A 23,166-nucleotide genomic window follows, 5' to 3' on the forward strand; every position below is an offset into this window, starting at 1 on the left:
AAGTATCGAATGAACCTTTTTACTTCTATCCTTGAAAACTTCCTCTTGCCCCTAGGGGATAGGATGCTCGGTGCTACGTTCATGACTAGCCTGAAGTCCTGGAGGAGTACTTTGTCTAGAAGTGCATCTCAACTTGAAGATCTCCAAAGGCAAAAACTCAAAGATCTTCTGAATCACGCTACTAAAAATTCACCCTTTTACGAGCTTCAGCACATCCCCGAAAGTAGGGATCCCTACATTTGGCTCAAGTCTTATCCTATCCTTTCCAAAAAATCCTTCAAGCATAATCTGGAGTATATCCTTACCAAGCCTATTGATCAAAACATCACCTCTGTGATGTCATCAGGCTCAACTGGGCCACCCTCACAGGTGTATTTTTCAAAAACCGAACTATCAAATAACCGGGCACTCCAAATAATCTGGTGGGAATGGGCAGGCTATCGCTTTGGTAATTCTCTCCTCCAAACTGGAGTGAACATGAAGCGATCCAAAGAAAAACTCATCAAGGATAAGCTGCTCAGGACGAGATACATTGACGCGATGAGCCATTCAGAAGCTCAAATCCTGAATGAATTGAAGCTGTTAAGAAGCAATCCTCGGCAACATTTTGTCGCTTACGCGTCCAGTCTTTACCTATTTGCAAAGACAGCTCTCGCACATAATATCCGAGATGTCAAGTTTCAATCGGTCATTTCTCTCGGAGAAAAATTACTTCCTCAGTTTAGGGAGGCCATCGAAACTGCATTTTCCTGCAAGGTCTATGACACCTATGGAGCATCGGAGGGTTTTCTCATCGCCTCCCAATGCAGCGAAGGACGGTACCACATCATGACACCTCATGTGGTCGTGGAAATATTGGATGAAAAAAACCATGAAGTGCAACCTGGTCAGACAGGCAGAGTGGTGCTGACAGGCTTGGATAATTTCACTACGCCTTTGATCCGCTACGAGGTAGGAGACCTGGCTGTAAAAGGACACCCAGTCAAATGTAATTGCGGACTGGAATTACCCGTTTTGGGAGAAATAATCGGCAGGATGACTGAATTTTTACTAACACCCTCAGGTAAGTTTATCACAGTACAGACAGTCGTCAGGGTATTAAAGCAATTTCCTGAAATTGACCAATTCAAAGTCATCCAATTGGATGCTGACCTTTACAAACTCATTTACATTTCCCCTAAAAGCCAATCTGATTCGATGGAAAAGCGAGTAAAAGAGATGTTTGAGGACGTGTTTGGTGAGCCACTTCGTTTTGAATTTGAAAAGGTCAGAGAATTGCCAAAAGCAAAAACAGGAAAATTCCAACTCATCGAAAATCAGTTCACGTCAATCTAATGTTGAAGCAACTAAAAAGACTTCGTTCGCAGTCCATTGATATGCTGGTTTTTTCTTTTCCTGATGGAGCCACGTCCAGCCAAGAAAACTTGAATTGGAAAATTGAATATGATCAGGCAACTCAGGAATACAGAATCATGGATCAGGATATCCTGGTTCACCGAAGCCGGGTTTTTCACAGCAGTAGGTTATTGAGGAACTTTCATTTTGAAAAGCCTCTGATCACCATCGGAGATTGTTTCACCGATGACCGCTACCGCGGAAAAGGAATCTATCCGTATGTTTTGGGCAAAATTGCCAAGCAATATGCCCACACGACGCAAGTATTCATCTTAGTCGCCCCGGATAATATCCCTTCTATCAAAGGCATAGAAAAGGCAGGTTTTCAGTTCACGGCAAGACTTCGCAGCTTCAGATTTTTAGTGTTTTATTTTCGCAAAAGAATTTCAATCACCAGAAAATGATCAAAGCCATTCGGGCGAATTTTCTGGTAGATGGAGTTTCCAAAGAATTTCAAGATCAGATTGATTCTCAAATTAAAATCGAAAAGGGCTCTTGTAGTTTTCGGTTTGAGTTTACTGAGGACATTTGGGTATCTGAGTTGTTTCTTGATATCGAGTTTGATGATCCCATAGCTTTTTGGAGATTTTTGGATTATTCCTGGGTAAAGCCAGGCAAAGACCACCTGATTGCCAATACGCATAGTCCAAAAATCCTCAAACTCAGCTCGGGCTTGACGGTGGTGGCCAGCCAAACTTCCGGATGCTGGGAATACCAGCCCGATTCAGGCTCACTTCGTTGGTATTTTTATCATCCCATGCTCAGTCCAACGATGGTGTATGATCAAAATGATCAGCGGATATTTTTGAAAAAACAACTTGTCCCAAAAGGGACACTTATTCAAAATGGCCTGCTCTCGGCTGCCGGAAGTGTGGAAGAATGGGCCAGAACCCCCATAGGCTTTTTGCCTACGGTCTGTTTTACGGATCACTCTGACTTTGATACCACCTCCTTACTCAAGGTTCAGCGCAAGCTGTTTTCAGACTTGGGAATCAAAGTGACCAAAGGTTTTTTTCTTTATGATTACACCCATAAAGCAGAGAATGCCAGCTTTGAAGCTGAAGATTCCAGAAATGAGCTGATTCTTTGGGCTGAAGAAGGTCATGAACTTGCCTACCACGCCCTCAGTCAAAGCTATCGGGGCGAAGTAAGCGAAACAGAATTTCAGAAATTTGAAAGTCCAGCGGCTCTTCCTAAGATCAACTGCTACATCGACCATGGTTTTCACCCATACAATTACACCAAACAGCCACTAGGGCAATGGGAAAAATGGTATTCACATATCGTACCTAAAGGAATCAACCTGATTTGGAGTTATATCGATGCAGGTGAGGGCAACCTCTTCACAGTAAATCAGCTCAATCCTCAAGGATACACCTTAGAAGCGATATCCAAATCTTCTTCGTACTTCAGCTCAAAAGGTAAAAAAAGGAGTAGAAAGACGGATCTGAGGAATTTCCTCATGTATGGAGTGCCGGAGAATATTCTGATTAAATCCAAGTACCTGAAAGGCAGCTTGGGTGGCTTGCTCTCCAACCCAGGTCTAAAGTCCCTAAAAGGCGCTTCCTCTTCGGCGTTTTCCATGTTTCGGCAAATCTTGAGCAGGGAAACCCTCGCCGAAATCAAAAAAAGAAGGAAAAGCATTTTTGAAGTGAATCGATTTGGACCGGTGTTTTTTCAGGCTTGCAATCAAGTCAATACTTCCATCCAAGTTTTTCAAACCCTTTCAGTTCGGGATTTTGATATTGTATTCTCGGAAGAATCCTTGGATCGGTTGCAAAAAGAATCCGGCCTGATGATCGCCCATACCTATTTTGCCTACACGGGGGAAAACCACGAAGGCAGGTTGTTTAAAAATCCATCTGGGGTTTTTAGAGATGAAGCCAAATCAGCCCTGAAAAGACTGGGGGACAAAATTCAAGAGGATAAAATCTGGAATCCAACCGTTTCTGAATTGAACGCATTCTTTCGAAAATTTGAATCAATTACTTATGTCAAAGACGGAGACAACTTAAAAATCTCCCAGTTTGACGGAATTACAAAAACTATTGCATGAGTAAAATCAAGTGGATTGTAACCAAAGATCCTAATTGGCTTGATAAATGGGACACGCTCCAGCTTTCCCACGAATCAGGAATGTTTACACAGACCTCCACTTGGCTGAGCTCTTACCAGCCCTATGGATTTGATTTTGAGCTACTGCTCGGAGTCAATTCGGACAATGTAATCGAGGTGGGATTTGGGAATCTAATTGTCAAGGCAGGCCCATTTAAAATATACAATTGCCCCTGGGGCCCATGGCATCTAAAGGCAGACTTGCTGGATGAGGCTTTGAAGGCCTTTGTAAATCGCGCTTCTGAAATCGGTGCTTTTGCCTGTCAGGTAAATCCCGCCTTTCTTACCGAATCCAATCCTTTTGCCGCTAACTTGAATTCTTCTGGTTTCCAAAAAGGCGATCTCCTCAATAAAATCTATTCTCCGGTTCACTTTAATATTATCTCGATTCCAGCCTGTGAAAGCTCAGAATTGGAGGCCAAGTTGCTCAAGAGCTTTTCTGAAAATGCCAAAAGGAACATCAAATCGGGATTGAAAAACGGAGTGGAAATGATCCAGGCAAACTCTCCGGAAGAGGTAAAGCTGGCCTACACCTGTTTTGAACAAAATGCCGAAAGAGAAGGCTATCAAATCAGGGACTTTGTGGATGTAGGACCTGCTCTTACTGCTTCGGTGATGAAGGGAAATGCCATTATTTTCCTTGCTAAGCATGAAGGAGAAATAGTGGGAGCAATCTGGGTTGCCAAAGGCGGTAGAATGCTGTCTTACATCATGGGCGGTGTGGAGCGCGCTCAAAAAGATCTCAAAGTAGGCCACCTTCTCCAATGGACCTGTATACTTGAAGCTGCCAAACTGGGCTATTCGCAATACAATATCTCAGTAGGAGGTAGTGATGGCGTGGTGAGATTCAAGTCCAGCTTTTATCCTCAACAAGTCAGTTCAGCAGGCCCTTATTCGCTTCCTTTGTCCAAATGGAAGTATGCTTCCTTCAAACTTGCCTATCCGTTTTTGGAAAAGAATAAGAAAACCGTGGCAAAATTCCTGAAACTACTCCGGTGAAAATCCTCTACTTCTACCAATATTATGCAACGCCAAAAGGCTCATGGGGCACTAGGGTTCATGAGTTCGCACAGGAATGGGTAAAGCAAGGCCATGAAGTCCAGGTAGTCACTTCCATCTATTCCAAATCCGACCTGACTGCAACCCGATTCATCGAAAATCAGAATTTTGAAGGGGTCAAGGTCACGGTCATCAATGTCCGAATCGATAACAAGCAACCTTTTCTCAAGCGGATTTTTACATTCTTGGCTTATGCCGTCTGCTCAGTCTGGTATGCTCTGACTGCCAAAGCAGATGTCGTGATCGCATCCTCAGGACCAATCACAGTCGGGATTCCAGGCTTGGTGGCCAGATATATTCGAGGTAGAAAGCTGGTCTTTGAAGCCCGGGACCTCTGGCCCGAAGGAGCGATCGAATTGGGTTTGATCAAAAACCAATTCCTTCAAAAAATTGCCTATGCGCTGGAAGCGAGATGCTACAAAGCCTCCTCTCTGGTCGTGGCACTTTCCATCGGAATGAAACAAAATATTAAGGTGCGGTTTCCCCTCACCAAAGTGATTGACGTAACCAATGCCGCCAATATCCCGCTCTTTTCAGGTAAAGCTCCCTTTCAAAACCGCGGGCTACTTCAACCAAAGAAATATGCCATTTATACCGGAAATATCGGTTTAGTAAATAACTCCCTCTGGTTGCTGGAAGCAGCAAAAGTGCTACAGGCAAAAGGAAGAACAGACCTGAAAATCTTATTGGTAGGAGAGGGGCAGCAACGTGAACAGATCGAGGCAGAGATCCAAAGCAATGATTTGCAGACCATGCTGATTTGGGGCTTGATGCCCAAAAAAGACTTGGTAGGCCTGATTCAGAATGCCAGCGTTTCTCTGGTTCCACTTCGGGGCACTCCTGTATTGGATACCTCATCACCCAATAAGTTTTTTGAATCTTTGGCTGCGGGTGTACCTGTCATCCAAAATACTCAGGGTTGGATGAAAGATTTCCTAGCGGAACATCAGGTCGGTTTTACACTAGATCCCAATGACCCGATACAGCTGGCAGAGAAACTCATCGAGCTGGATGATCAGCAGGCTATGCTGGAGGAAATGGGGAAGAAAGCCCAGCACTTGGCCGCCAAGCTTTTCGATAAAGATTACTTAGCTCAAAAAATGCTCAACGGAATCTTAGAAGCAACAAAGTGAAAATCTTACTCACAGGAGGTACAGGGTTTTTGGGTAAAATCCTGAAGAAAAACTTAGAAGCTAATCACGAAGTGATAACCCTTGGGCGACAAACCCAAAATCAAATTTCCGTCGACCTTAGTAGAGATTATCCTCAGCTTCCACCCGCAGACATGATCATCCATGCTGCAGGCAAAGCACATGTACTACCCAAATCGGAGGCGGAAAAGCAGGAGTTTTGGGAGGTAAATCTGAACGGAACTGTTAATCTGCTTCAATCGATAAAAAGCATGCCTCAAATCTTTGTTTTCATCAGCACCGTAGCCGTCTACGGTCTGGAAGAGGGAACGGACATTGCAGAAAATAGTCCCTTGCTGGGAGATACGCCTTATGCCCAAAGCAAGATTGAAGCGGAAAACTTAGTCAGAAATTGGGGGACAGCCAATCAGGTCAAAGTACTGATCCTTCGTCTCCCTCTGCTGGTAGGCGAAAATCCCCCAGGGAATCTCGGTGCGATGATAAAAGCCATTCGTGGAGGTTTCTATCGAAGATTGGGTGAAGGCTCTGCCCGCAAATCCATGGTATTGGTAGAGGATATAGCCAAAGCTCTTCCGACTTGGCAGAACCTGTCAGGTACCTATAACCTTACAGATGGCAATCATCCTACGATGGCAGAACTTGATACCCAACTGTCTACATTGCTGGGTAAAAAAGTAAAAACCATTCCCATCTGGACCCTTCGGGTTCTGGCAAAAATCGGTGACCTCATCCCGGTTTTTCCCATCAATTCTTACCGAATGAAAAAACTTTCAACGCATTTGACTTTTTCAGATAAAAAAGCCCAAACTGAACTCAACTGGTCTCCGAGACCTGTTTTGGAAAATCTGGAATCCATCCTATGAGAATTCTTTTCCTTGGAGAAACCTATAGAGCTGATGCCCAGACTTGGATCAAAGGGATAGAAAAAGCTTCGGGAATCAAAATTGAAACTAAAGAACTCCCAAAGACAGGATCTAGAGTTGCACGCCTGCTCAATGCTTTTACCTTTCTAGGCTCTTTGTATTTCAACAAGGTGACCTATGATATTACCCTTGCGGAGCGATCGACAAGCTATGGCTTTTTTAGTCTTCTTGTCAAGACCAAGATTAGGGTAGTAGCACAGCAGGGTATTTCAGATGCTTTTCCCGAGACAGGCTTTGCAGGTTGGTATAAGCGGATTCTCCAGCGGGCAATCTACACACGTGCGGATTTGATTCATGCATGGGGCTATGTGATGACCTATGCGATGCTCGAGTGCGGCGCGCCACCATCCAAGATCCTCGTCAAGCCAAAAGGATTGAATCTGGGCTTGTTTCAATTTCAAGCGCATTCCCGGAATTTGCCAATTACAGCAATAGTCACCCGAAGCCTATATGACATTTACCGACACAATGAGATTCTGGAGGCTTTGGCCATCCTAAGAAACAGAGGAATAGAAATCACCTGCCTGATGGTAGGTGACGGAGCGGAGAAAGATCGGCTTCTGGCCCAAACTGAAGACTTGAAATTGAATAATCAGGTCCAATGGCTGGGAAGAGTGCCCAATGACGACCTTCCCAAACTACTCCAATCTGCCCAACTTTACCTCGCAATCCCAGAGACCGAAGGGGTCTCCGCTTCACTTTTTGAGGCGATGGCCTCGGGTTGCTTCCCGATTGTCACAGATTTGCCAGCCAACAGAGCTTTCATTCAGGATGGTCATAACGGAATGCTTGTGCAGGTCGGTAATCCAGTTGATCTTGCGGATAAAATTGAAATTTTCTTCAAAAACCCAAGCAATTATTCTTCCTTTATCCTGCAGAATCGGGCTTTCATTGAACGGCACTGCGACCTGGAGAAAAATATGCAGGAGTTTTTTCTTACCTATCAAAAGATCCTAAACAACAAATAATTCATGTGCGGAATCGCAGGATTTTGGAACAAAAATAATCAACCCGCAGCCCCTCATAGACTGGTTTCGATGAGGGATTCAATGATCCATCGGGGTCCGGATGCGGGTGGTGAATACTTCGACCGCGACTTGGCTTTTGGCCATAGGAGACTCTCCATCCTGGATCTCAGCCCCGGTGCCAATCAACCTTTTATATCTCCCTGTGGGAATTTCGTACTGCTTTTCAATGGGGAAATTTTCAATTTTCAGGAATTCTACCCCGAGCTAAAAAATAAAGGTTACCAGTTCAAAACTTCCTCCGATACCGAAGTGCTGCTCCTCCTTCTGATGGAGTATGGAATGGAAGTCCTGCCACGTCTCAATGGCTTTTTCGCCTTTGCTTTCTGGGAAAAAGAAAACAGAAAGCTGACTCTGGTGAAGGATCGATATGGGGTCAAGCCACTTTTTTGGTCGGAAACTGAAGAAGGATTGGCATTTGCCTCTGAGCCCAAAGCCTTTTTTGCTTGGGGAATGGACAAGAAAATCGCCTCCGAAAACCTGGATGAACTCTTTTTTTACCGGCATGTAAGTGGAGAAAATACCGTCTTTCATGGCGTAAAACGAATGCTCCCCGGTCACTACCAAGTCTGGACCGATGGAGTCAAACTCCAAAAAACAGTTCGCTGGTACCATCTCGGGGAAGAAGCTGCCGCCCAGTCCAAAATAGCTGATCCTAAAGCATGGTATGAAGAGACTTTCCTGGATGCGGTCCGTCTGAGAATGATCTCAGATGTCCCCGTCGGGACCATGCTCAGCGGGGGCTTGGATAGCAGTAGCATTCTCTATGCGCAGCATCATCTAGGCTATAAAGGCCTCAGTTCTTGGAATCTCAAGTTTCCGGGATTTGAAAAAGATGAATCGCACCTTGCGAAAAGACTCAGTGAAGAGTACGAAATCGACTACAATGGCCATGAATTTGTCGGAGATGGATTGGCAGATCTGCTGACGGAATCCATACACATCAATGACGAACCCTTGATGCATTTCACCGATGGAGTTTTGCTGGGATTGTCAAAAAAAGCAAAACAGCAAGTCACCGTACTGCTCACTGGAGAAGGAGCTGATGAAGTCATGGCAGGCTATGTCAGGCATAAGGTTTTTGGCAATGCTTCCCGATACCAAATGCTGCAATTGCTGCGGTTTGTGCCCGAAAAATGGTTGAAACAGGAAAGATTGAAGAAGATGCAGCGCTATCTTTCTGTGAATAATCCTGACTTTCAGCTTTTATCCAATGCCAATGAACTTTACCTCTCGGATTTCAAAAAAATGGGAATCCAATCGCTTAATCTTCTGCCTGAATATCGGCTGGGGATACTGGAAGAGGCCAAAAAGTTCTACCCAAACAATAGATTACGCCAGCTGCTATACTTGGAACTGCATACCCATCTCTGCTCGCTCAATGATAAAAATGACCGGACTACCATGGGAGCATCCATTGAATGCCGGGAGCCATTCCTCGACTATCGTCTGGTAACCGGTATCACTAGCTTGCCCGATGAAAACTTCTCCACAGCTGGCAAAGGCAAGTGGCTTTCGATGAATACTATCGGAAAAAAACTGCCGGATTACATTCAAAATCATGAAAAAATAGGTTTGGCTATTCCTTGGGCAAAGTATTTTCTAGAAAATCCGGTATTCAGAGCTCATCTTGAATCCATGCATACCTGTCCGCTTTTCGAAATGTCCTGGCTGGCCTATCTGGATGTGAAAAAGATTGTTGCTGATTTCAAAACTGACCCGGTAAGACATTATCCAATCATGAGACTGCTATTCTTCAACTCATACTGGTACAAAACCATTTTTGCCAACTGATGATTTTATCTTCACTCATCGTATTCCTCGTTCTCTTGCTCATCGGACTGATCTACCATAGATTGGCCATGAAGTTTGGAATAGTGGATAAGCCCAATCACAGGAGTTCCCACACATTCTCTACAGTCAGAGGTGGAGGAATATTGTTCCCTCTTGCGGTGATTTTTTGGTGGTTGATATTCGATTTTCAGCACACATGGATGGTTTTGGGACTGATTTGGGTATCAGCGATCAGCATGCTGGATGACATGTATACCCTTTCACGAAAGTTGAGGTTCGGTGTGCAATTTCTTGCCCTTTCTATGGCGTTTTATGATCTGGGCGTATTTGAGCAAATCAACATTTTTGCATTACCGGTGCTGTATTTTATCAGTTTGGGTATCATCAATGCCATTAATTTCATGGATGGGATCAATGGAATCTCTGGACTTTACTTTCTTGTATTCTTTGGAACCATGCTGGCTATCCAAGTATACTTGCCGGTGTTTGAGGATTCACTGATCCGGTATATCATTCTTTCTATTTTGGCATTTCTGTTTTTTAACCTTCGCAAAAAAGCACTCATGTTTGCCGGAGATATCGGTAGTATCTCTCTGGCTTACCTGACCATTTATTTCCTGTTGAATTGGTATCTGATCGAACAAAACTGGACCATCATTCTGATATTGGGTGTCTATGGCGTGGAGGTTTCGGTGACGATGGTGGAGCGATTATTGAGAAAAGAAAATTTGCTCCAACCACATCGCACCCATCTCTATCAACTCATCGTCAACGAATTGAAAGTGAATCACGTCACTTTGGCTATAATTTATGCCATAGCTCAGGCAGCTATAAATTTGTTTTTGTTTATCATCCCACAGAAGGCACCCGGAGCATTGACTGCTTCGCTTGTTCTGGTATCACTTTTACTCATTTACCTGGCCATCAAGATCCCACTTAGAAAAAAAATTAGGATTTAATGAAATGCCCATAATCCCGTAAGTACGGGATCATACAGGGTGATGGTTATTTAGGGCATTCCATCTGACCTTAAAAAATCAAATTATAAACAGATGAAATCGAGCATGATTTGGGCATCACATACTGGTACGACTATCAATCCCGCGAGATTCCATGTGACCTTTGAAAATCAACTATAGACACATGAAACTTCCCGTGATCGAGCTTTTGTCAATTCCCAATTTCTATTCCTCATACTATGTCTTGGGCTTGTATCAAACCGGTAGTTTGAAGTATAGGCCTGACAGAAAATTCGAAAAGTTCAACAACAGAGGCTACGTGATTTTCAAAATTGACGGCAAACTCGGCGTTATAGATAATCACGACCCAGTAGGAGTCAATGACGAGTTGTACCAAGTTTCTGATGTGTATTTCGCTACCAATAAATTGCTCAATCACCGCGAATACGATCAGGAGAAAGTGCGGCCAATTTTCCCACACTACCCAGTCAACATAATTCCTATTTACCTGAAGCTTTTTGGCTTGGATTTGTTGCTTAAATTAAAACCCAAGGACTTTGCCCGGGAGCTTTATGTGCTCAAATCCAGGCCTAAATACCAGGAAGTCGAACCAAATTATTTTTTCGACAACTATGTGTTTTTCTCAGGAAGTACCTGGAAAAAAGAGCCTTGGGCCAATCAAATCCGAGCTGAGTTTATCCGTGCCTGCAAGGCAGATGCGCGGATCAGATTCGAAGGTGGATTCATCCCAAGAGCTGACGGGAACAATTTTGGCTACGATCAGGAATTGAACAAAGTCAAATATCCTCCCAAGCGGTTTTCAGAACTAAGCGCTAAGTCGCTTCTTTCTTTAAACAATCCTGCTGTTTTGGGTGCTGTAAGCTGGAGATTGGCAGAGTACTGGGGCAATTCCTCGTTTGTGATCTCTTTTCCATTTGCTATCGATCTACCGATATCACCCAAGCATGGAGAACATATCCACTACATCACTGACTCCAAAGAATATGCAGAAGTGATCAATCTGATTTTTGAAAATCCTGACTACCACAAGAAAATAGCGCTGGGCGGCTATGATTTTTTCAAACAGCAGTGTACTCCTTCAGCCCAAATCAAGTATATCCTTCAGGAATTGAAGGTCAATCAGGCACCTTAATTTTTTTACTGCCAACGTCTCAGTGCCGCAGATGGGAAATCCTTTACCTATCCCCAACTCCCCCTTTTGAATGTGTCCTTTTTTCCTCCTCTATTCTCAGTTCTATGAGCTGTAAGATAGGGCAGGAGCTTAGCCTTATGTAAATCAGCTAAACCTAAAACTCATTTCTTCCTTCAGTATTTGGTGTTTTGAATGACCAACAAAAGGTACTCTGAAACGCGCTGATCAGAAATAATCCTCGAGCGATTGGGTAAATAGAGCCGTTGCTTCATTCCTCCCCAAGTTGTTTACGTGGTTGATGTCAAAAAAATATTTGGCTTCCTTCAGTGCACCCGAATGGTTGATGACGGGATAGGTTCCAGTTTCCGTAATAGAAAGGGTAGTTCCGTAGTAAGGAGCTACATACACAATGAGTTTACAGTTTTTTGACTTCAAGTATTCTTCCAATTCAGTTAGAATTGGATTTCCCAGGGTCTTTGGTACTGTTTTCCAAGGTTCCTTTTCCTGATCCTCCGGAAGTACCTGGTCGGGATAAAAATAGTTTCCATTTGAATCAAATCTATTCTTAAACTGGGGATTCACAGTCGAATAGAGAGCAGGCCAAAACAATTCCATGTTGTAATAGCTGAATGCAAACAAGGGGAAGTATCTTGATAGGGTAAGTGGACGGACGATTCCTTCTTCTTTGGATCGAAAATACTCCCAGACATAATCCCGATCCGAATAGGATACAAATCTGTAGTCATTGTCTCCCAATCCATTCTTAGATCCCTCCATATGGGACAAGTCCAAAGTCAAAACACAATAGTCTGCAGTATATCCCGACTCAAAGTAATGCTTGATCATCAGAAATTGACTGGGAAGGCCAGTGTCATCCATGGAAATATTTAAGCCCTTAACGTTCAGATTGCGGTCTACCTCCTCGGTATTGACTGTGGTTAATCCTCTACTTGAGCCAGCAAGGATGTAAGTATAATGGCTGTTTTTTCCGAGATTATTTACAATGAAATTGGGTTTGTAGAATTGACTTTTGGATAAAAAGTAACTGGCCGCAAAAGATATACCCATCCCGATCAGTAAAATTACCGACAGATAAAGCGACACATCTCTTAGGAATTTTTTCATTTTTCTTAGAATTGAAAATAGACAAAATCCAGGTGATTTTTGAAAGCTCCCAGAAAGAGCGTACACAGCCCGATAAAGACCAAATCATACTTGGATAGCTTTACTTCTATCAAATTTTTCCTTTTGGATGCAATCTCATAGGCCATTAGAATGAGGATGCCGATGCAAGATATAATCGTCATAATCATCTGCCTGCTATTGCCCAGCAAAAATGAGGATTCTCCTTTTCCTACGAATATCCCCGACAAATACCCCATCGAGTCATGAATACTGGGTGATCTGAAAAATATAAATGCCAGAGAAACCAGACTAAAGGTGACCAAGATATTCCCAAGTGTAGAAAATGATAAAACCAATGTGTCATCCTCTTTTTTCTCTCCTGCTATTAGATAAAAAAGGTAAACCAAACCGTGGATCATCCCCCAAACTATGAAGGTCCAATTGGCACCATGCCAAAATCCAGAGACCAAAAACACGATGAAAATATTCACCATAGCTCTTTTTTTGCCAAGTCTATTGCCACCAAGTGGTATGTATAAATAGTCCCTAAACCAGGTAGAAAGTGAAATGTGCCAATGCTTCCAAAATGCACTGATGTTTCTGGAGAGATAAGGGAACTTAAAATTGGAAATGAGGTCAAACCCAAGCATACGGCTCAGTCCCACCGCCATGTCCGAATACCCGCTGAAATCCCCATAGATCTGAAAAGAAAATAGGATGCTGCCCATGATCAGTGTCAAACTGCTCTGCTCTCCATACTTGGAAAATATTCCTTCTACCAAAATCGCCGCATTATCCGCAATGACGATTTTTTTAAACATCCCCCAAACAAAAATCTTGGCACCCGAAATCGCCCAGGAGTAATTGAAATTCCTGACGCTGTTGAATTGGGGTAGGAGGTGGCTCGCCCGCTCTATCGGACCGGCCACTAATTGAGGAAAAAAACTCACAAACGCCATGAAACTTATGACATCATGGCTCGCTTTGATCTTTCTACGATAGATATCCAGCGTATAGCTCATCGTCTGAAACGTATAAAAGCTGATCCCAACCGGCAAAATAATGTCCAAGCGGTAGACCGGGATTGTATAGCCAAAAAAGGTGAAAGCCTCAGAAAAGCTCGTAATGAAGAAATTGAAGTATTTGAAAAAGCCCAGCAATCCGAGATTAACCAATACGCTGAGCCAAAGCCAGATTTTCCTTTTCCTTTCTGCTGTTTCAGATTCGAGGTTCTTTCCAATAAAATAATCCAAAATCGAACTGAATGCGATCAAAAACAGAAAACGCCAATCCCACCATCCATAGAAAAAGTAACTTCCAACCAACAACAGCAAATTTTGCCCTTTTATGTTTTTGGAAAGGGGAAACCAGTAAATCAAAAATATGGGTATTACAAAAAGAAAAAACTCTATTGAATTAAATAGCATTTGGAGCTTTTGAAATTAAAACAGACATATGAGAACTAGCGGCATCTTGATTTAAAATCAATGCTTTTTATTCGAGTTTGTAGAGCTTTAGTATCTGTACAGCCGATTCCAAGCGCAAATTGGGGAAATTTGAAACATTTGCCAATAAATTCCAAATTAGTACACCGACGGAAAGATTGGTGTGATTCGATCCACTTCTTTATTTTTTAAATCGAGGATAACTCTAGACTATCGCTTCAGGATTCTGACATTTTCAACTTCGGAGAAAACTCTACAGCAGACCTACCAATCGAAACCTGCTGCTTCTGATGTTTAAGATTAATGTATATCATTTCCCTCTCTGCACACCATCAATGCCGAAACAGGAGTCCGAGCCCAGTCACTGAGCTTGCCTGCACTGAGCTTGTCGATGTGTCGAAGTGCCGAGCCCATTTTGGTCTATTGGTAACAGGACGGATATCCATATTTAGAATTAATTCACCTCTTAAGATCGGAAATGAATGTCTCCTTCTATAAAAAGAAAAGGCCCCCAGAATCCAGAGGCCTTTTTAATAGGCTAATGCCTGACTTAAAACTTAACACAGTTCAAAAATGAGGCATAATTTATTCTTCCGAAATACCCTATAGAGGGTATTTTTTCAATGTTTTAAACAGTTAGGAGCAGGTTTTTCAGAGTTTTTGCTTTAAACTTTTTTTGTAGTCGGCATTTTGACCTTGACTAATTATTTCTTCACATTTCGACAGGCATTCCCCTCGTTCTTTTTGTATTGGCTCCATCGATTCCTATTCGACATTCGGAATTCGAGATTTGAGATTCGACATTCAACATTTAACCCTCAACAATTCATCATTCATCATTCAACATTCGAAATTCAACATTCGATATTCTTTATTCCTAATTCTCAATTCCTCATTCCTCATTCCTCATTCCTCATTCAACGTTTAACCCTCAACAATTCAACGTTTAACCCTCAACAATTCATCATTCATCATTCAACATTCGAAATTCAACATTCGATATTCTTTATTCCTAATTCTCAATTCCTCAATCCTCATTCCTCATTCCTCATTCAACGTTTAACCCTCAACAATTCAACGTTTAACCCTCAACAATTCATCATTCATCATTCAACATTCGAAATTCAACATTCGATATTCTTTATTCCTAATTCTCAATTCCTCAATCCTCATTCCTCATTCCTCATTCAACGTTTAACCCTCAACAATTCAACGTTTAACCCTCAACAATTCATCATTCATCATTCAACATTCGAAATTCAACATTCGATATTCTTTATTCCTAATTCTCAATTCCTCAATCCTCATTCCTCATTCCTCATTCAACGTTTAACCCTCAACAATTCAACGTTTAACCCTCAACAATTCATCATTCATCATTCAACATTCGAAATTCAACATTCGATATTCTTTATTCCTAATTCTCAATTCCTCAATCCTCATTCCTCATTCCTCATTCAACGTTTAACCCTCAACAATTCAATATTCATCATTCAACATTCGAAATTCAACATTCGATATTCAACAATCGATAATCTTTATTCCTAATTCTCAATTCCTCATTCCTCATTCCTCATTCAACGTTTACCCCTCAACAATTCAACATTCAACGTTTAACCCTCAACAATTCATCATTCATCATTCCTCATTCAACATTCGAAATTCAACATTCGATATTCTTTATTCCTAATTCTCAATTCCTCATTCCTTATTCCTCATTCACCATTTAACCCTCAACAATTCAACATTCAACCCCAACCCCTTCTTCCCAGCCTTACTTCAGCTCAAAAAATCCGTTCTTAAGGAAATTTGACTTACCATTTAGAAATAATTATCCTCATTCATAAATATCGGGGACCTTTGGAACAGCCTTTGCCTATATGTGGTCAGTTTTTATTTACTTTACATCACAATTCATCAGCCCTAAAAGGCGGTTTACAACTAACTCCTCAAACTAATTAATCAAAAAGATGAAACAATCTATGTTCGCTTTTTCACTCAGAAAAACCCTGTTTCTGGCTCTATTTGCCATGTTGGCTATGGGAGCCTGTAAGAGTAAAAAGAAGGCTGTACAACCCGAACCTACTCCTGCACCTGTCGAGCAACCTGTACAGCAAGCTCCACCACCACCCCCTGCACGTTCTGCTGAAGAAGTTGCTGCCGAAAAACTTGAAAACTACTTCAATGCTGTAGCAGCTGCTGGCAATGCAAATGTTGCAAATCAATCCATTCAGGAAACGCTTTCCATGTTTTCCAATCAGGAAACTCCTGTTTTGATTGTAATCCATGAGGAAAACGGAATCAAAGATTATGATGAGCCTACCACCATCAAAAAGTATCTCGATTACCTCAAAGACACCAAAAAGAACCTCAATTACATCTCTGATATCAGAATGGACGCAAGCGGTAAGGTGTCTGAACTTGAATTGAGAAGAAAATAATCCTCACATAGAAAATTCGTATTCACATGAACAATAAATTGATTCTCTTCTTGGGACTGTTCCTTTCTACCACCATGGTGGCTTTAGCTCAGGATAACATCAGCCCTGCACGTAAACAGGCTATTGACTCCCTGGCTTTGGAAAAAGTAAAGGATCTCTCAAAATATATCTCCATTATCGGAAGTAAGGAAACCCAGTTTTCTGAGGCTAATCGGGTCATGGACCGTGCTGAGGAGCTTTTTGCTCCAGGTGCTGAGATGGGAGTGTCTTCAATCAACACGCAAGAAATCGCTTACTACAAAGTAAGAAGATACTTCGAGCGTCTGATGGCCCTCAACTATGACCGGGTTAATATCACTTGGTACGATATCCAGTATATCTCTGATCTGGAAAGACAGCCCGACGGAAGATATGTAGGGGTGATCACAGTTTACCAACGCTTCGAAGGTACTTCCATCGAAACAGGCATGAACTACAAAGACACCACCAAAAAAGACATCACCATCTACGTGGAGAAAAAACAAACTCAGATTGCCGGTCGTACGATTGAATTCTGGGACGTCATGCTCGGAGACGTAAGAGTGACCGAAACTTCCGCATGAGAATAACTTATTTGATTTTTGCGTTTTTTATCGCAATCATCTCCAATGTTCCGGGGCAAGGCATAGGCAGCCCCGGAACTATTAAAGATGATGGCAGATTTGCAGCTTCAACCAAACAACTCAATCAATTTTTTAGAAGATTCAATGGAGAAGAATCCGTAGACGGTACCCAGAGGTTTTACCCGGGAGATTCCCTCTATCGGAACATCAACCTTCGAAAAGGCTTTATTTCCATCCTTTTTGATAATCAGACTTCCTCCATTTCCCAGGATCTCAAAAATCAATTCCTCCAAAATACCCTCTCGGAAGTCTATCCGCAATACCTCGTTTTCCATCGTGAAGGTTGGTATGCAGAAGTAGAAACAGAATTCATGTTTAAAGGAAAACGGGAAAAAGCTACCCTTTTCATGAAACTGCAGGCCGAAGGACTAGGCTATGAATGGGTGATTGACCAGGTGAGTTTTGATCCATTCAAAAATCTCTTCAACAAACCCGTGGGTGATCAGAAAGACTTCCTGCATCCGCTGAGCCACGAACTTGGATTCATGAATCTCAGGAGGGCATTTCAGGACTCCAAACTGCCGGAATCCTACACGGCCAACTCGTATAAACCCGATTACCTTGCGATTTTCCTATATGAAATGAAGCAAAATAATCTCAAATTCATTACCGTCTCCGGACTGAAATTCCATTTCTTCCAAATTGATGGCTGGTATTTTGAAGTAAATCAGTTCAACAGACCTGGATTCAATACCGGATGGTTAATTTCTAACCTTGTCAGACTCGGCCCGGGCGACAAAGAGACAATTCTCAAATACATCTATGATCAGGAGTAAGTATTTTCTAGGCATTAGCATTTTCTTTTTGCTAGCACTTTCGAGCAATGCCCAGACAATCAAAGGCTATTCGAAAGAACAGGTGACCGAATTCTCCGCAAAAGTGGAGGATCAGGTGCGTTTTCTCGAATACCTGCTCAATACCGTGGGCAATGCCGAAACCTCCCCCAGAGACAAGGATGTCATCATCCGTGAAAGCTACCTGAAGATCTTCCGCGATGAAAAAGTCCAGGTGGAGGACGATCTACTTCTCGATCGAAAGGTTGTCACCAACAAGGACGTCACCGCATACCTCAAAGACATTGAGTTCTTTTACAAGAATGTTGAGTTTAAATTTAAAATCAGAGACGTAAAACCCGGCCAAAAAGAAAATGGTGAAGTTTATTTTCTCGCCTCATTGGATCGGACGATCTCCGCGACTTCCACTACCGGGGAAAAAATCACCAACACCAAGCCCCGATTTGTGGAGGTAAACCTCAATGACAAATCCCAGGAACTCAAAATCGTCAGTGTCTATACGACCAAAGTCAGCCGCGACGAAGAACTCACCACCTGGTGGGAATCTCTGGATTTTCCTTGGAAGTCCTACTTTCAGACCCGCTTCAACCTAACCGAATCGGATTCAATCAATTTGGACTGGTTCTATAAATTTGTCAGCATCGATACGCTCAATATTTCGGGCAATTCACAAATCAGTACGCTAGCACCTCTATCGGAACTCAGAGACCTCAAAGTCATCAATATTTCCAATACCGGAATCACCGATTTGAGCCCGATCTCCAATGTGACTTTCCTGGAAAGTCTGGATATTTCCAATACACCTACCAGCGATATCCAGTTTATTAAATATTCCGACCGTCTAAAACATCTGGATATTTCCAATACCAACATTGAAGATATTGCCCAATTGCTCAATCTGAAGAGTTTGGTCTCGCTTAAAGTGCAGCGCACCCCCATACTGAGCTTTGCAGTCCTCAATGAATTCAAAAATCTGACGCAATTGGACCTGACCGAATCAGGATTTAACAATGCTGAAAATATCAATACACTTCAAAATCTTGAAAGTCTGAATTTGAGTAGGAATTTCATGATCAATTTTTCAGAACTGAAGGGCTTGACTGCCTTGAAAGCCCTCGATCTCTCCCAGACAAATATTCAGGACATATCGCCGCTGTCCAGCCTCACAAATCTTGAATTACTCGACATCACGGGGAGTCAAGTGGCGGATATTTCACCACTCGAGGCACTACCAAATCTCAAGAAAGTCGCTGCGGATGAAACCAAACTTTCAACCCAAGCTGCTGATATTTTCATCAGGAAAAACCCGGAAGTACTCCTGATTCATCATGTGAAAGATCTGGAAAGTTGGTGGGCTGGACTTTCCCCAGAATGGAAAGCTGTACTCAAACGAAACAACCCTAAGATCACTGGAGATAGCCCCGGAATCGAAACGCTCACCCAAACCACCACCTTATCCCGGCTTGATTTGGACAGTGCCCAATTGGAAAACCTAAATCCGATTACCCGGTTTGTGAACCTTTCTGATGTAGATTTTTCAAATAATCCGGTAACAGATCTACTTCCGCTGAGCGAGGTAAAAACATTGGTTAAACTCAAAGGAAAAAACACTGGGGTGACTGAAGTTTCGATTCTCAATGGAAACGAACTTCTGGAATCTATCGATCTTGAATTTAGCCCGGTCAACTCCATTGCCGGCGTGACCAAACTTCCAAAACTCACCTACCTCAATGTGAATGGCTCAACGATCGACCAAAGCCAGATACCTGAGGTTTTGATTCAGAGACCTGACCTGAATGTGATTTTCAGAACTGATGAATTGAATTCTTGGTGGGAGGAACTTAACCCAAGCTGGAAAGATGTTTTTCGAAGACAATACACCCTTTCTGAAAATCCGACCACCGAAGAACTGCATAGCCTTGCTGCCAAATCGGAACTGGTATTTCAAAACGTCAATGTCCCTGACCTGACTGCCTTAGCCGTATTTATTAATTTGAGAAGCTTGGAGGTTTTCGATGCTCCAGTATCCTCTGTGGCACCGCTAAGTGCCATGACTTTGCTTACCAAGCTTCGACTATCCCAGGTGCCTGTGACAGATTTTCTCCCACTTTCCGGCTTGGCTTTGCTGGAAAATCTAGATCTCTCCAACACAGGAATTGAAGATTTGACAGCTATCAGTAACTTGACTAACCTGAAAAAACTGAATATTTCAGGGACTAACCTAAAAACCTTGAAAGGACTTGAACCCCTTCTCGCCTTGGAAGAATTGGATGTGGCCAGCACCAATCTCAGAAATCTCAAACCACTCGATGGGTTGACAAACCTTAAAAAACTATCCTGCTTTAATACCAACCTTACCTCTCGGGCAGTTGACTCGTTTAAGTCCAATCATCCCGACTGTGAAGTTAGATTCTATTGATCCTCTTAAGGATTAACTAGGCCTCTGAAAACAATCAAGCATAAAAAAAGTGTTGCCCCTATCTTGGTGCAACACTTTTTTTTGACTTCAGCTTCTGAATCCGAAGCTGGCAATTAGAAGAACTCATTATTTCAAAATAAGAAAACAAAGGGGGCAAAAAATCTGAAAAAAATCCCTTTAAAGTTTTTTAGAAAAAATTCTGGCAAAAGTTGCTTAATCACCCTGATCAAAAGTACAGCTAGGCCATTTCTTATATATACCCAGTACTGGGTATTTTTTGTTTTTTGACTGATAAGTTTTCCACACAATTGAATCTTTTTAAGATAATTTTTCACTATTCATGTTTTGGCTTTCAGTCATTTACCATCACTGCTTGGGTTTTCATATTCAACTTTTGACATTTAACCTTCAACCTTTAACGCTTTAACCTTTAACCCAATTTGAGTTTTACCCTGGGGTCATTCGACATTCAACATCCAACATTCGACATTCATCATTCGACATTCGACATTCGACATTCGAAATTCGACATTCGAAATTCCTCATTCCTCATTCAACATTTAACCCTTAACCCTTATCGCTTCAAACCTCAACCCTCAACCCTTTTCACTTTTCACTTTAAACTTTACACTTTAAACTTTTCACTTTTCACTTCCCCATCCAACCTTCAACCCTGAACGCTTCAACCCTCAACCCTTTTCACTTTTCACTTTAAACTTTACACTTTAAACTTTTCACTTTTCACTCTCCTCCATTTTAGATTACTTTGGCGTATTAATAAATCACCATCAAAAAGCCCCCGCACATATCAATCGTAATCCCCGTGTACAAAGGAAAGAACTTGCTTTCCGAATTGCTGGAGCGGATAATGTTTGCATTGAAGTCACTTGATTCCTCCCCGGAGATCATTTTGGTGGAAGATGGCTGCCCAGAGGGTTCATGGGATAAAATCGTTGCCCTTCAGAAAGATTTTCCGGAAATCATCGGATTGAAGCTCTCCAGGAATTTCGGACAGCACTATGCCATCACAGCAGGATTGGACCATGCGGTGGGAGAGTGGGTAGTCGTGATGGACTGTGACTTGCAGGACAGACCTGAAGAGATTCCAAACCTCTATGCAGAGGCTCAAAAGGGTTTTGATGTGGTTTTGGCGAGAAGAGAAAACAGGAAGGACGGATTTTTCAAGCGTTTGGGTTCCCGAATCTTTTATCGAACGCTTGCTTATCTTACAGGATCTCGGCAGGATGAGTCTATTGGGAATTTTGGGATCTACCACCGAAAGGTTATCGATCAGGTGATTGGCATGCGGGAATCCATTCGGTACTTCCCTACCATGATCAAGTGGGTCGGGTTTTGCCAAACTTCCATCCCTGTGGTTCACGAGGCTAATGCGGGTCGAACCAGCACCTACAACACCCGAAAACTATTCAACCTAGCCCTGGATATCATGCTGGCTTACAGTGATAAACCCGTCCGATTAACGGTTAAACTGGGTCTGTTCGTAGCCTTGACCGGATTTTTGTTTGCCATCTTTACCCTATTCAGGTATTGGACTGGGGAGATCATCGTAGCAGGGTATGCCAGCTTGATCATTTCCCTTTGGGTTCTTTCAGGACTGGTTTTGATCACTTTGGGTGTGGTCGGTTTGTACATCGGCAAAACCTTCGAGGGCGTCAAAAATCGCCCCATTTACATCATTGAAAAAAAAACCACGCCTTAACATTCGATATTCGACATTCAACATTCAACATTCAACCCTCAACCCTTAACGATTTAACCTTTAACCCTTAACGCTTCAACCCTCAACCCTCAACGATTTAACCTTCACCCTTAACGTTTCAACCTTCAACCCTTAACGCTTCAACCCTCACCCCTCCATGATCCTTCCTCTTCCATTTGACACAAACCTCTTTGGCTATTCGGTAGGAAAAGTGCTTTGGACACAGGAGAAAAATGAAAAAAAGATCCTCGAGGAGGCTTCCGGATTCCAACTCGTTTACATTTTTTCATCCCATCCACTCTCCTTTATTTCTAAGCAAGTTATTCATGTGGATACCAAGCTTACCTTCTCCAAAAGATTGGAAAATACCACACCTCTTCCTGAAATCACATCCTTAAGAGGGAAACCTGAGTTTATAAATAATCCTCAACTTGCCTCGCAACTTCAATTTTTAGCTTTGGAGAGCGGTACCTATTCCCGATTCAAAACCGATCCCAGACTCCGAAAGAATGAATTTGAACAACTCTATCAGCTTTGGATTCAAAAAGCTATTGCAGGTGAAAATATCCTGATTGCTCCTGAAATGGCGGGAATGATCACTTACGACATCCAAGAATCCAATGCCCAGATCGGACTTATCGCTGTGCATCCGGATCACCGCCGAAAATCCTGGGGAAAGAAATTGCTGATGGCTGCAGAAGATGAGGTACTAGCCCAAGGTGCGCATACTTTGCTTATTCCTACACAAGAGGCAAATCTTCCAGCAGTCAAACTTTACACAGAGATGGGGTATCTCCTGCAGGAGCGAACCTACATTTATCATTATTGGAAAAGTTGATTGGTATAATGAGAATCCACGTTCTTGCACCTAGCCAAAGAATACCTAGGTTTGAAGCTGGTTTTTGGCAAATTTCCCTTTACTACCGAGGCTAGGAGCGAGTCCCGACAAATGGTGGGAGTATTCAAAAAGACCAACTTAAATTCAA

Annotated in this window: 18 protein-coding genes; 16 read left to right on the forward strand and 2 right to left on the reverse strand. The window is 42.5% G+C overall.

Annotated elements, in window-relative coordinates:
* Positions 1-9 precede the first annotated feature (9 nt).
* The 10 genes from DK188_RS17565 (at position 10) to DK188_RS17610 (ending at position 11,574) form a co-directional block, all read left to right on the forward strand.
* Positions 10-1,335 carry a phenylacetate--CoA ligase family protein gene (locus tag DK188_RS17565; protein ID WP_111672152.1) on the forward strand — a complete coding sequence of 442 codons (1,326 nt, stop codon included), beginning with the start codon at positions 10-12 and terminating at the stop codon, positions 1,333-1,335.
* Positions 1,335-1,799 carry a GNAT family N-acetyltransferase gene (locus tag DK188_RS17570; protein ID WP_111672153.1) on the forward strand — a complete coding sequence of 155 codons (465 nt, stop codon included), beginning with the start codon at positions 1,335-1,337 and terminating at the stop codon, positions 1,797-1,799. The genes DK188_RS17565 and DK188_RS17570 overlap by 1 nt, the downstream gene beginning before the upstream one ends.
* A complete protein-coding gene (locus DK188_RS17575) occupies positions 1,796-3,451 on the forward strand; it encodes a hypothetical protein (RefSeq protein WP_111672154.1) in 1,656 nt (551 codons plus the stop codon). The genes DK188_RS17570 and DK188_RS17575 overlap by 4 nt, the downstream gene beginning before the upstream one ends.
* Positions 3,448-4,509, forward strand: coding sequence for a lipid II:glycine glycyltransferase FemX (locus tag DK188_RS17580; protein ID WP_111672155.1), 1,062 nt, complete (start codon positions 3,448-3,450; stop codon positions 4,507-4,509). The genes DK188_RS17575 and DK188_RS17580 overlap by 4 nt, the downstream gene beginning before the upstream one ends.
* A complete protein-coding gene (locus DK188_RS17585; RefSeq protein WP_111672156.1) occupies positions 4,506-5,702 on the forward strand; it encodes a glycosyltransferase family 4 protein in 1,197 nt (398 codons plus the stop codon). Before DK188_RS17580 ends, DK188_RS17585 begins: the two co-directional genes overlap by 4 nt.
* Positions 5,699-6,583 carry an NAD-dependent epimerase/dehydratase family protein gene (locus DK188_RS17590; RefSeq protein ID WP_111672157.1) on the forward strand — a complete coding sequence of 295 codons (885 nt, stop codon included), beginning with the start codon at positions 5,699-5,701 and terminating at the stop codon, positions 6,581-6,583. Before DK188_RS17585 ends, DK188_RS17590 begins: the two co-directional genes overlap by 4 nt.
* A complete protein-coding gene (locus DK188_RS17595; RefSeq protein ID WP_111672158.1) occupies positions 6,580-7,611 on the forward strand; it encodes a glycosyltransferase in 1,032 nt (343 codons plus the stop codon). Before DK188_RS17590 ends, DK188_RS17595 begins: the two co-directional genes overlap by 4 nt.
* Positions 7,612-7,614: 3 nt before the next feature.
* A complete protein-coding gene (gene asnB / locus DK188_RS17600) occupies positions 7,615-9,462 on the forward strand; it encodes an asparagine synthase (glutamine-hydrolyzing) (protein WP_111672159.1) in 1,848 nt (615 codons plus the stop codon).
* On the forward strand, positions 9,462-10,421 hold the full coding sequence (locus DK188_RS17605; RefSeq protein ID WP_111672160.1) for an MraY family glycosyltransferase: 960 nt from the start codon (positions 9,462-9,464) through the stop codon (positions 10,419-10,421). The genes asnB and DK188_RS17605 overlap by 1 nt, the downstream gene beginning before the upstream one ends.
* A 184-nt stretch (positions 10,422-10,605) precedes the next feature.
* Positions 10,606-11,574, forward strand: coding sequence for a glycosyltransferase (locus DK188_RS17610; protein WP_111672161.1), 969 nt, complete (start codon positions 10,606-10,608; stop codon positions 11,572-11,574).
* A 225-nt stretch (positions 11,575-11,799) separates the two neighbouring features.
* Here DK188_RS17610 and DK188_RS17615 read toward each other — a convergent pair whose 3' ends face one another.
* Together DK188_RS17615 and DK188_RS17620 are read right to left on the reverse strand one after the other, a co-directional pair.
* Positions 11,800-12,699, reverse strand: coding sequence for a hypothetical protein (locus DK188_RS17615; RefSeq protein ID WP_111672162.1), 900 nt, complete (start codon positions 12,697-12,699; stop codon positions 11,800-11,802).
* A gap of 5 nt (positions 12,700-12,704) precedes the next feature.
* A complete protein-coding gene (locus DK188_RS17620) occupies positions 12,705-14,024 on the reverse strand; it encodes an MBOAT family O-acyltransferase (protein WP_232825762.1) in 1,320 nt (439 codons plus the stop codon).
* Positions 14,025-16,114: 2,090 nt separating this feature from the next.
* Between DK188_RS17620 and DK188_RS17625 the strand changes: the two genes are divergently transcribed.
* The 6 genes from DK188_RS17625 to DK188_RS17655 all read left to right on the forward strand — a co-directional run bounded on the left by DK188_RS17625 (position 16,115) and on the right by DK188_RS17655 (position 23,018).
* Positions 16,115-16,585 (forward strand): nucleoid-structuring protein H-NS, encoded by a 471-nt coding sequence (locus DK188_RS17625; protein ID WP_111672164.1) that lies wholly within the window; start codon positions 16,115-16,117, stop codon positions 16,583-16,585.
* Between the two features lie 26 nt (positions 16,586-16,611).
* Complete coding sequence (locus DK188_RS17630; RefSeq protein WP_111672165.1) at positions 16,612-17,187, forward strand: hypothetical protein; 576 nt, start codon at positions 16,612-16,614, stop codon at positions 17,185-17,187.
* Positions 17,184-18,023, forward strand: a complete 840-nt coding sequence (locus DK188_RS17635; protein WP_111672166.1) for a hypothetical protein — start codon at positions 17,184-17,186, stop codon at positions 18,021-18,023. The genes DK188_RS17630 and DK188_RS17635 overlap by 4 nt, the downstream gene beginning before the upstream one ends.
* Complete coding sequence (locus tag DK188_RS17640; protein WP_111672167.1) at positions 18,010-20,460, forward strand: leucine-rich repeat domain-containing protein; 2,451 nt, start codon at positions 18,010-18,012, stop codon at positions 20,458-20,460. Before DK188_RS17635 ends, DK188_RS17640 begins: the two co-directional genes overlap by 14 nt.
* 811 nt (positions 20,461-21,271) lie before the next feature.
* Entirely contained in the window at positions 21,272-22,180 is a 909-nt protein-coding gene (locus DK188_RS17650; RefSeq protein ID WP_317046881.1) for a glycosyltransferase family 2 protein, read from the forward strand.
* Between the two features lie 157 nt (positions 22,181-22,337).
* Complete coding sequence (locus DK188_RS17655) at positions 22,338-23,018, forward strand: GNAT family N-acetyltransferase (protein WP_111672169.1); 681 nt, start codon at positions 22,338-22,340, stop codon at positions 23,016-23,018.
* The last annotated feature ends 148 nt before the right edge of the window (positions 23,019-23,166 follow it).

The organism is Algoriphagus litoralis, from assembly GCF_003259255.1.
Taxonomy (GTDB): Bacteria; Bacteroidota; Bacteroidia; order Cytophagales; family Cyclobacteriaceae; genus Algoriphagus; species Algoriphagus litoralis.

Bases quoted from the DNA above. Each gene is read 5' to 3' on its own strand.
- DK188_RS17565 (WP_111672152.1), top strand. From the start codon at position 10: ATGAACCTTTTTACTTCTATCCTTGAAAACTTCCTCTTGCCCCTAGGG.
- DK188_RS17570 (WP_111672153.1), top strand. From the start codon at position 1,335: ATGTTGAAGCAACTAAAAAGACTTCGTTCGCAGTCCATTGATATGCTG.
- DK188_RS17575 (WP_111672154.1), top strand. From the start codon at position 1,796: ATGATCAAAGCCATTCGGGCGAATTTTCTGGTAGATGGAGTTTCCAAA.
- DK188_RS17580 (WP_111672155.1), top strand. From the start codon at position 3,448: ATGAGTAAAATCAAGTGGATTGTAACCAAAGATCCTAATTGGCTTGAT.
- DK188_RS17595 (WP_111672158.1), top strand. From the start codon at position 6,580: ATGAGAATTCTTTTCCTTGGAGAAACCTATAGAGCTGATGCCCAGACT.
- asnB (WP_111672159.1), top strand. From the start codon at position 7,615: ATGTGCGGAATCGCAGGATTTTGGAACAAAAATAATCAACCCGCAGCC.
- DK188_RS17605 (WP_111672160.1), top strand. From the start codon at position 9,462: ATGATTTTATCTTCACTCATCGTATTCCTCGTTCTCTTGCTCATCGGA.
- DK188_RS17610 (WP_111672161.1), top strand. From the start codon at position 10,606: ATGAAACTTCCCGTGATCGAGCTTTTGTCAATTCCCAATTTCTATTCC.
- DK188_RS17615 (WP_111672162.1), bottom strand. From the start codon at position 12,699: ATGAAAAAATTCCTAAGAGATGTGTCGCTTTATCTGTCGGTAATTTTA.
- DK188_RS17625 (WP_111672164.1), top strand. From the start codon at position 16,115: ATGAAACAATCTATGTTCGCTTTTTCACTCAGAAAAACCCTGTTTCTG.
- DK188_RS17630 (WP_111672165.1), top strand. From the start codon at position 16,612: ATGAACAATAAATTGATTCTCTTCTTGGGACTGTTCCTTTCTACCACC.
- DK188_RS17635 (WP_111672166.1), top strand. From the start codon at position 17,184: ATGAGAATAACTTATTTGATTTTTGCGTTTTTTATCGCAATCATCTCC.
- DK188_RS17640 (WP_111672167.1), top strand. From the start codon at position 18,010: ATGATCAGGAGTAAGTATTTTCTAGGCATTAGCATTTTCTTTTTGCTA.
- DK188_RS17655 (WP_111672169.1), top strand. From the start codon at position 22,338: ATGATCCTTCCTCTTCCATTTGACACAAACCTCTTTGGCTATTCGGTA.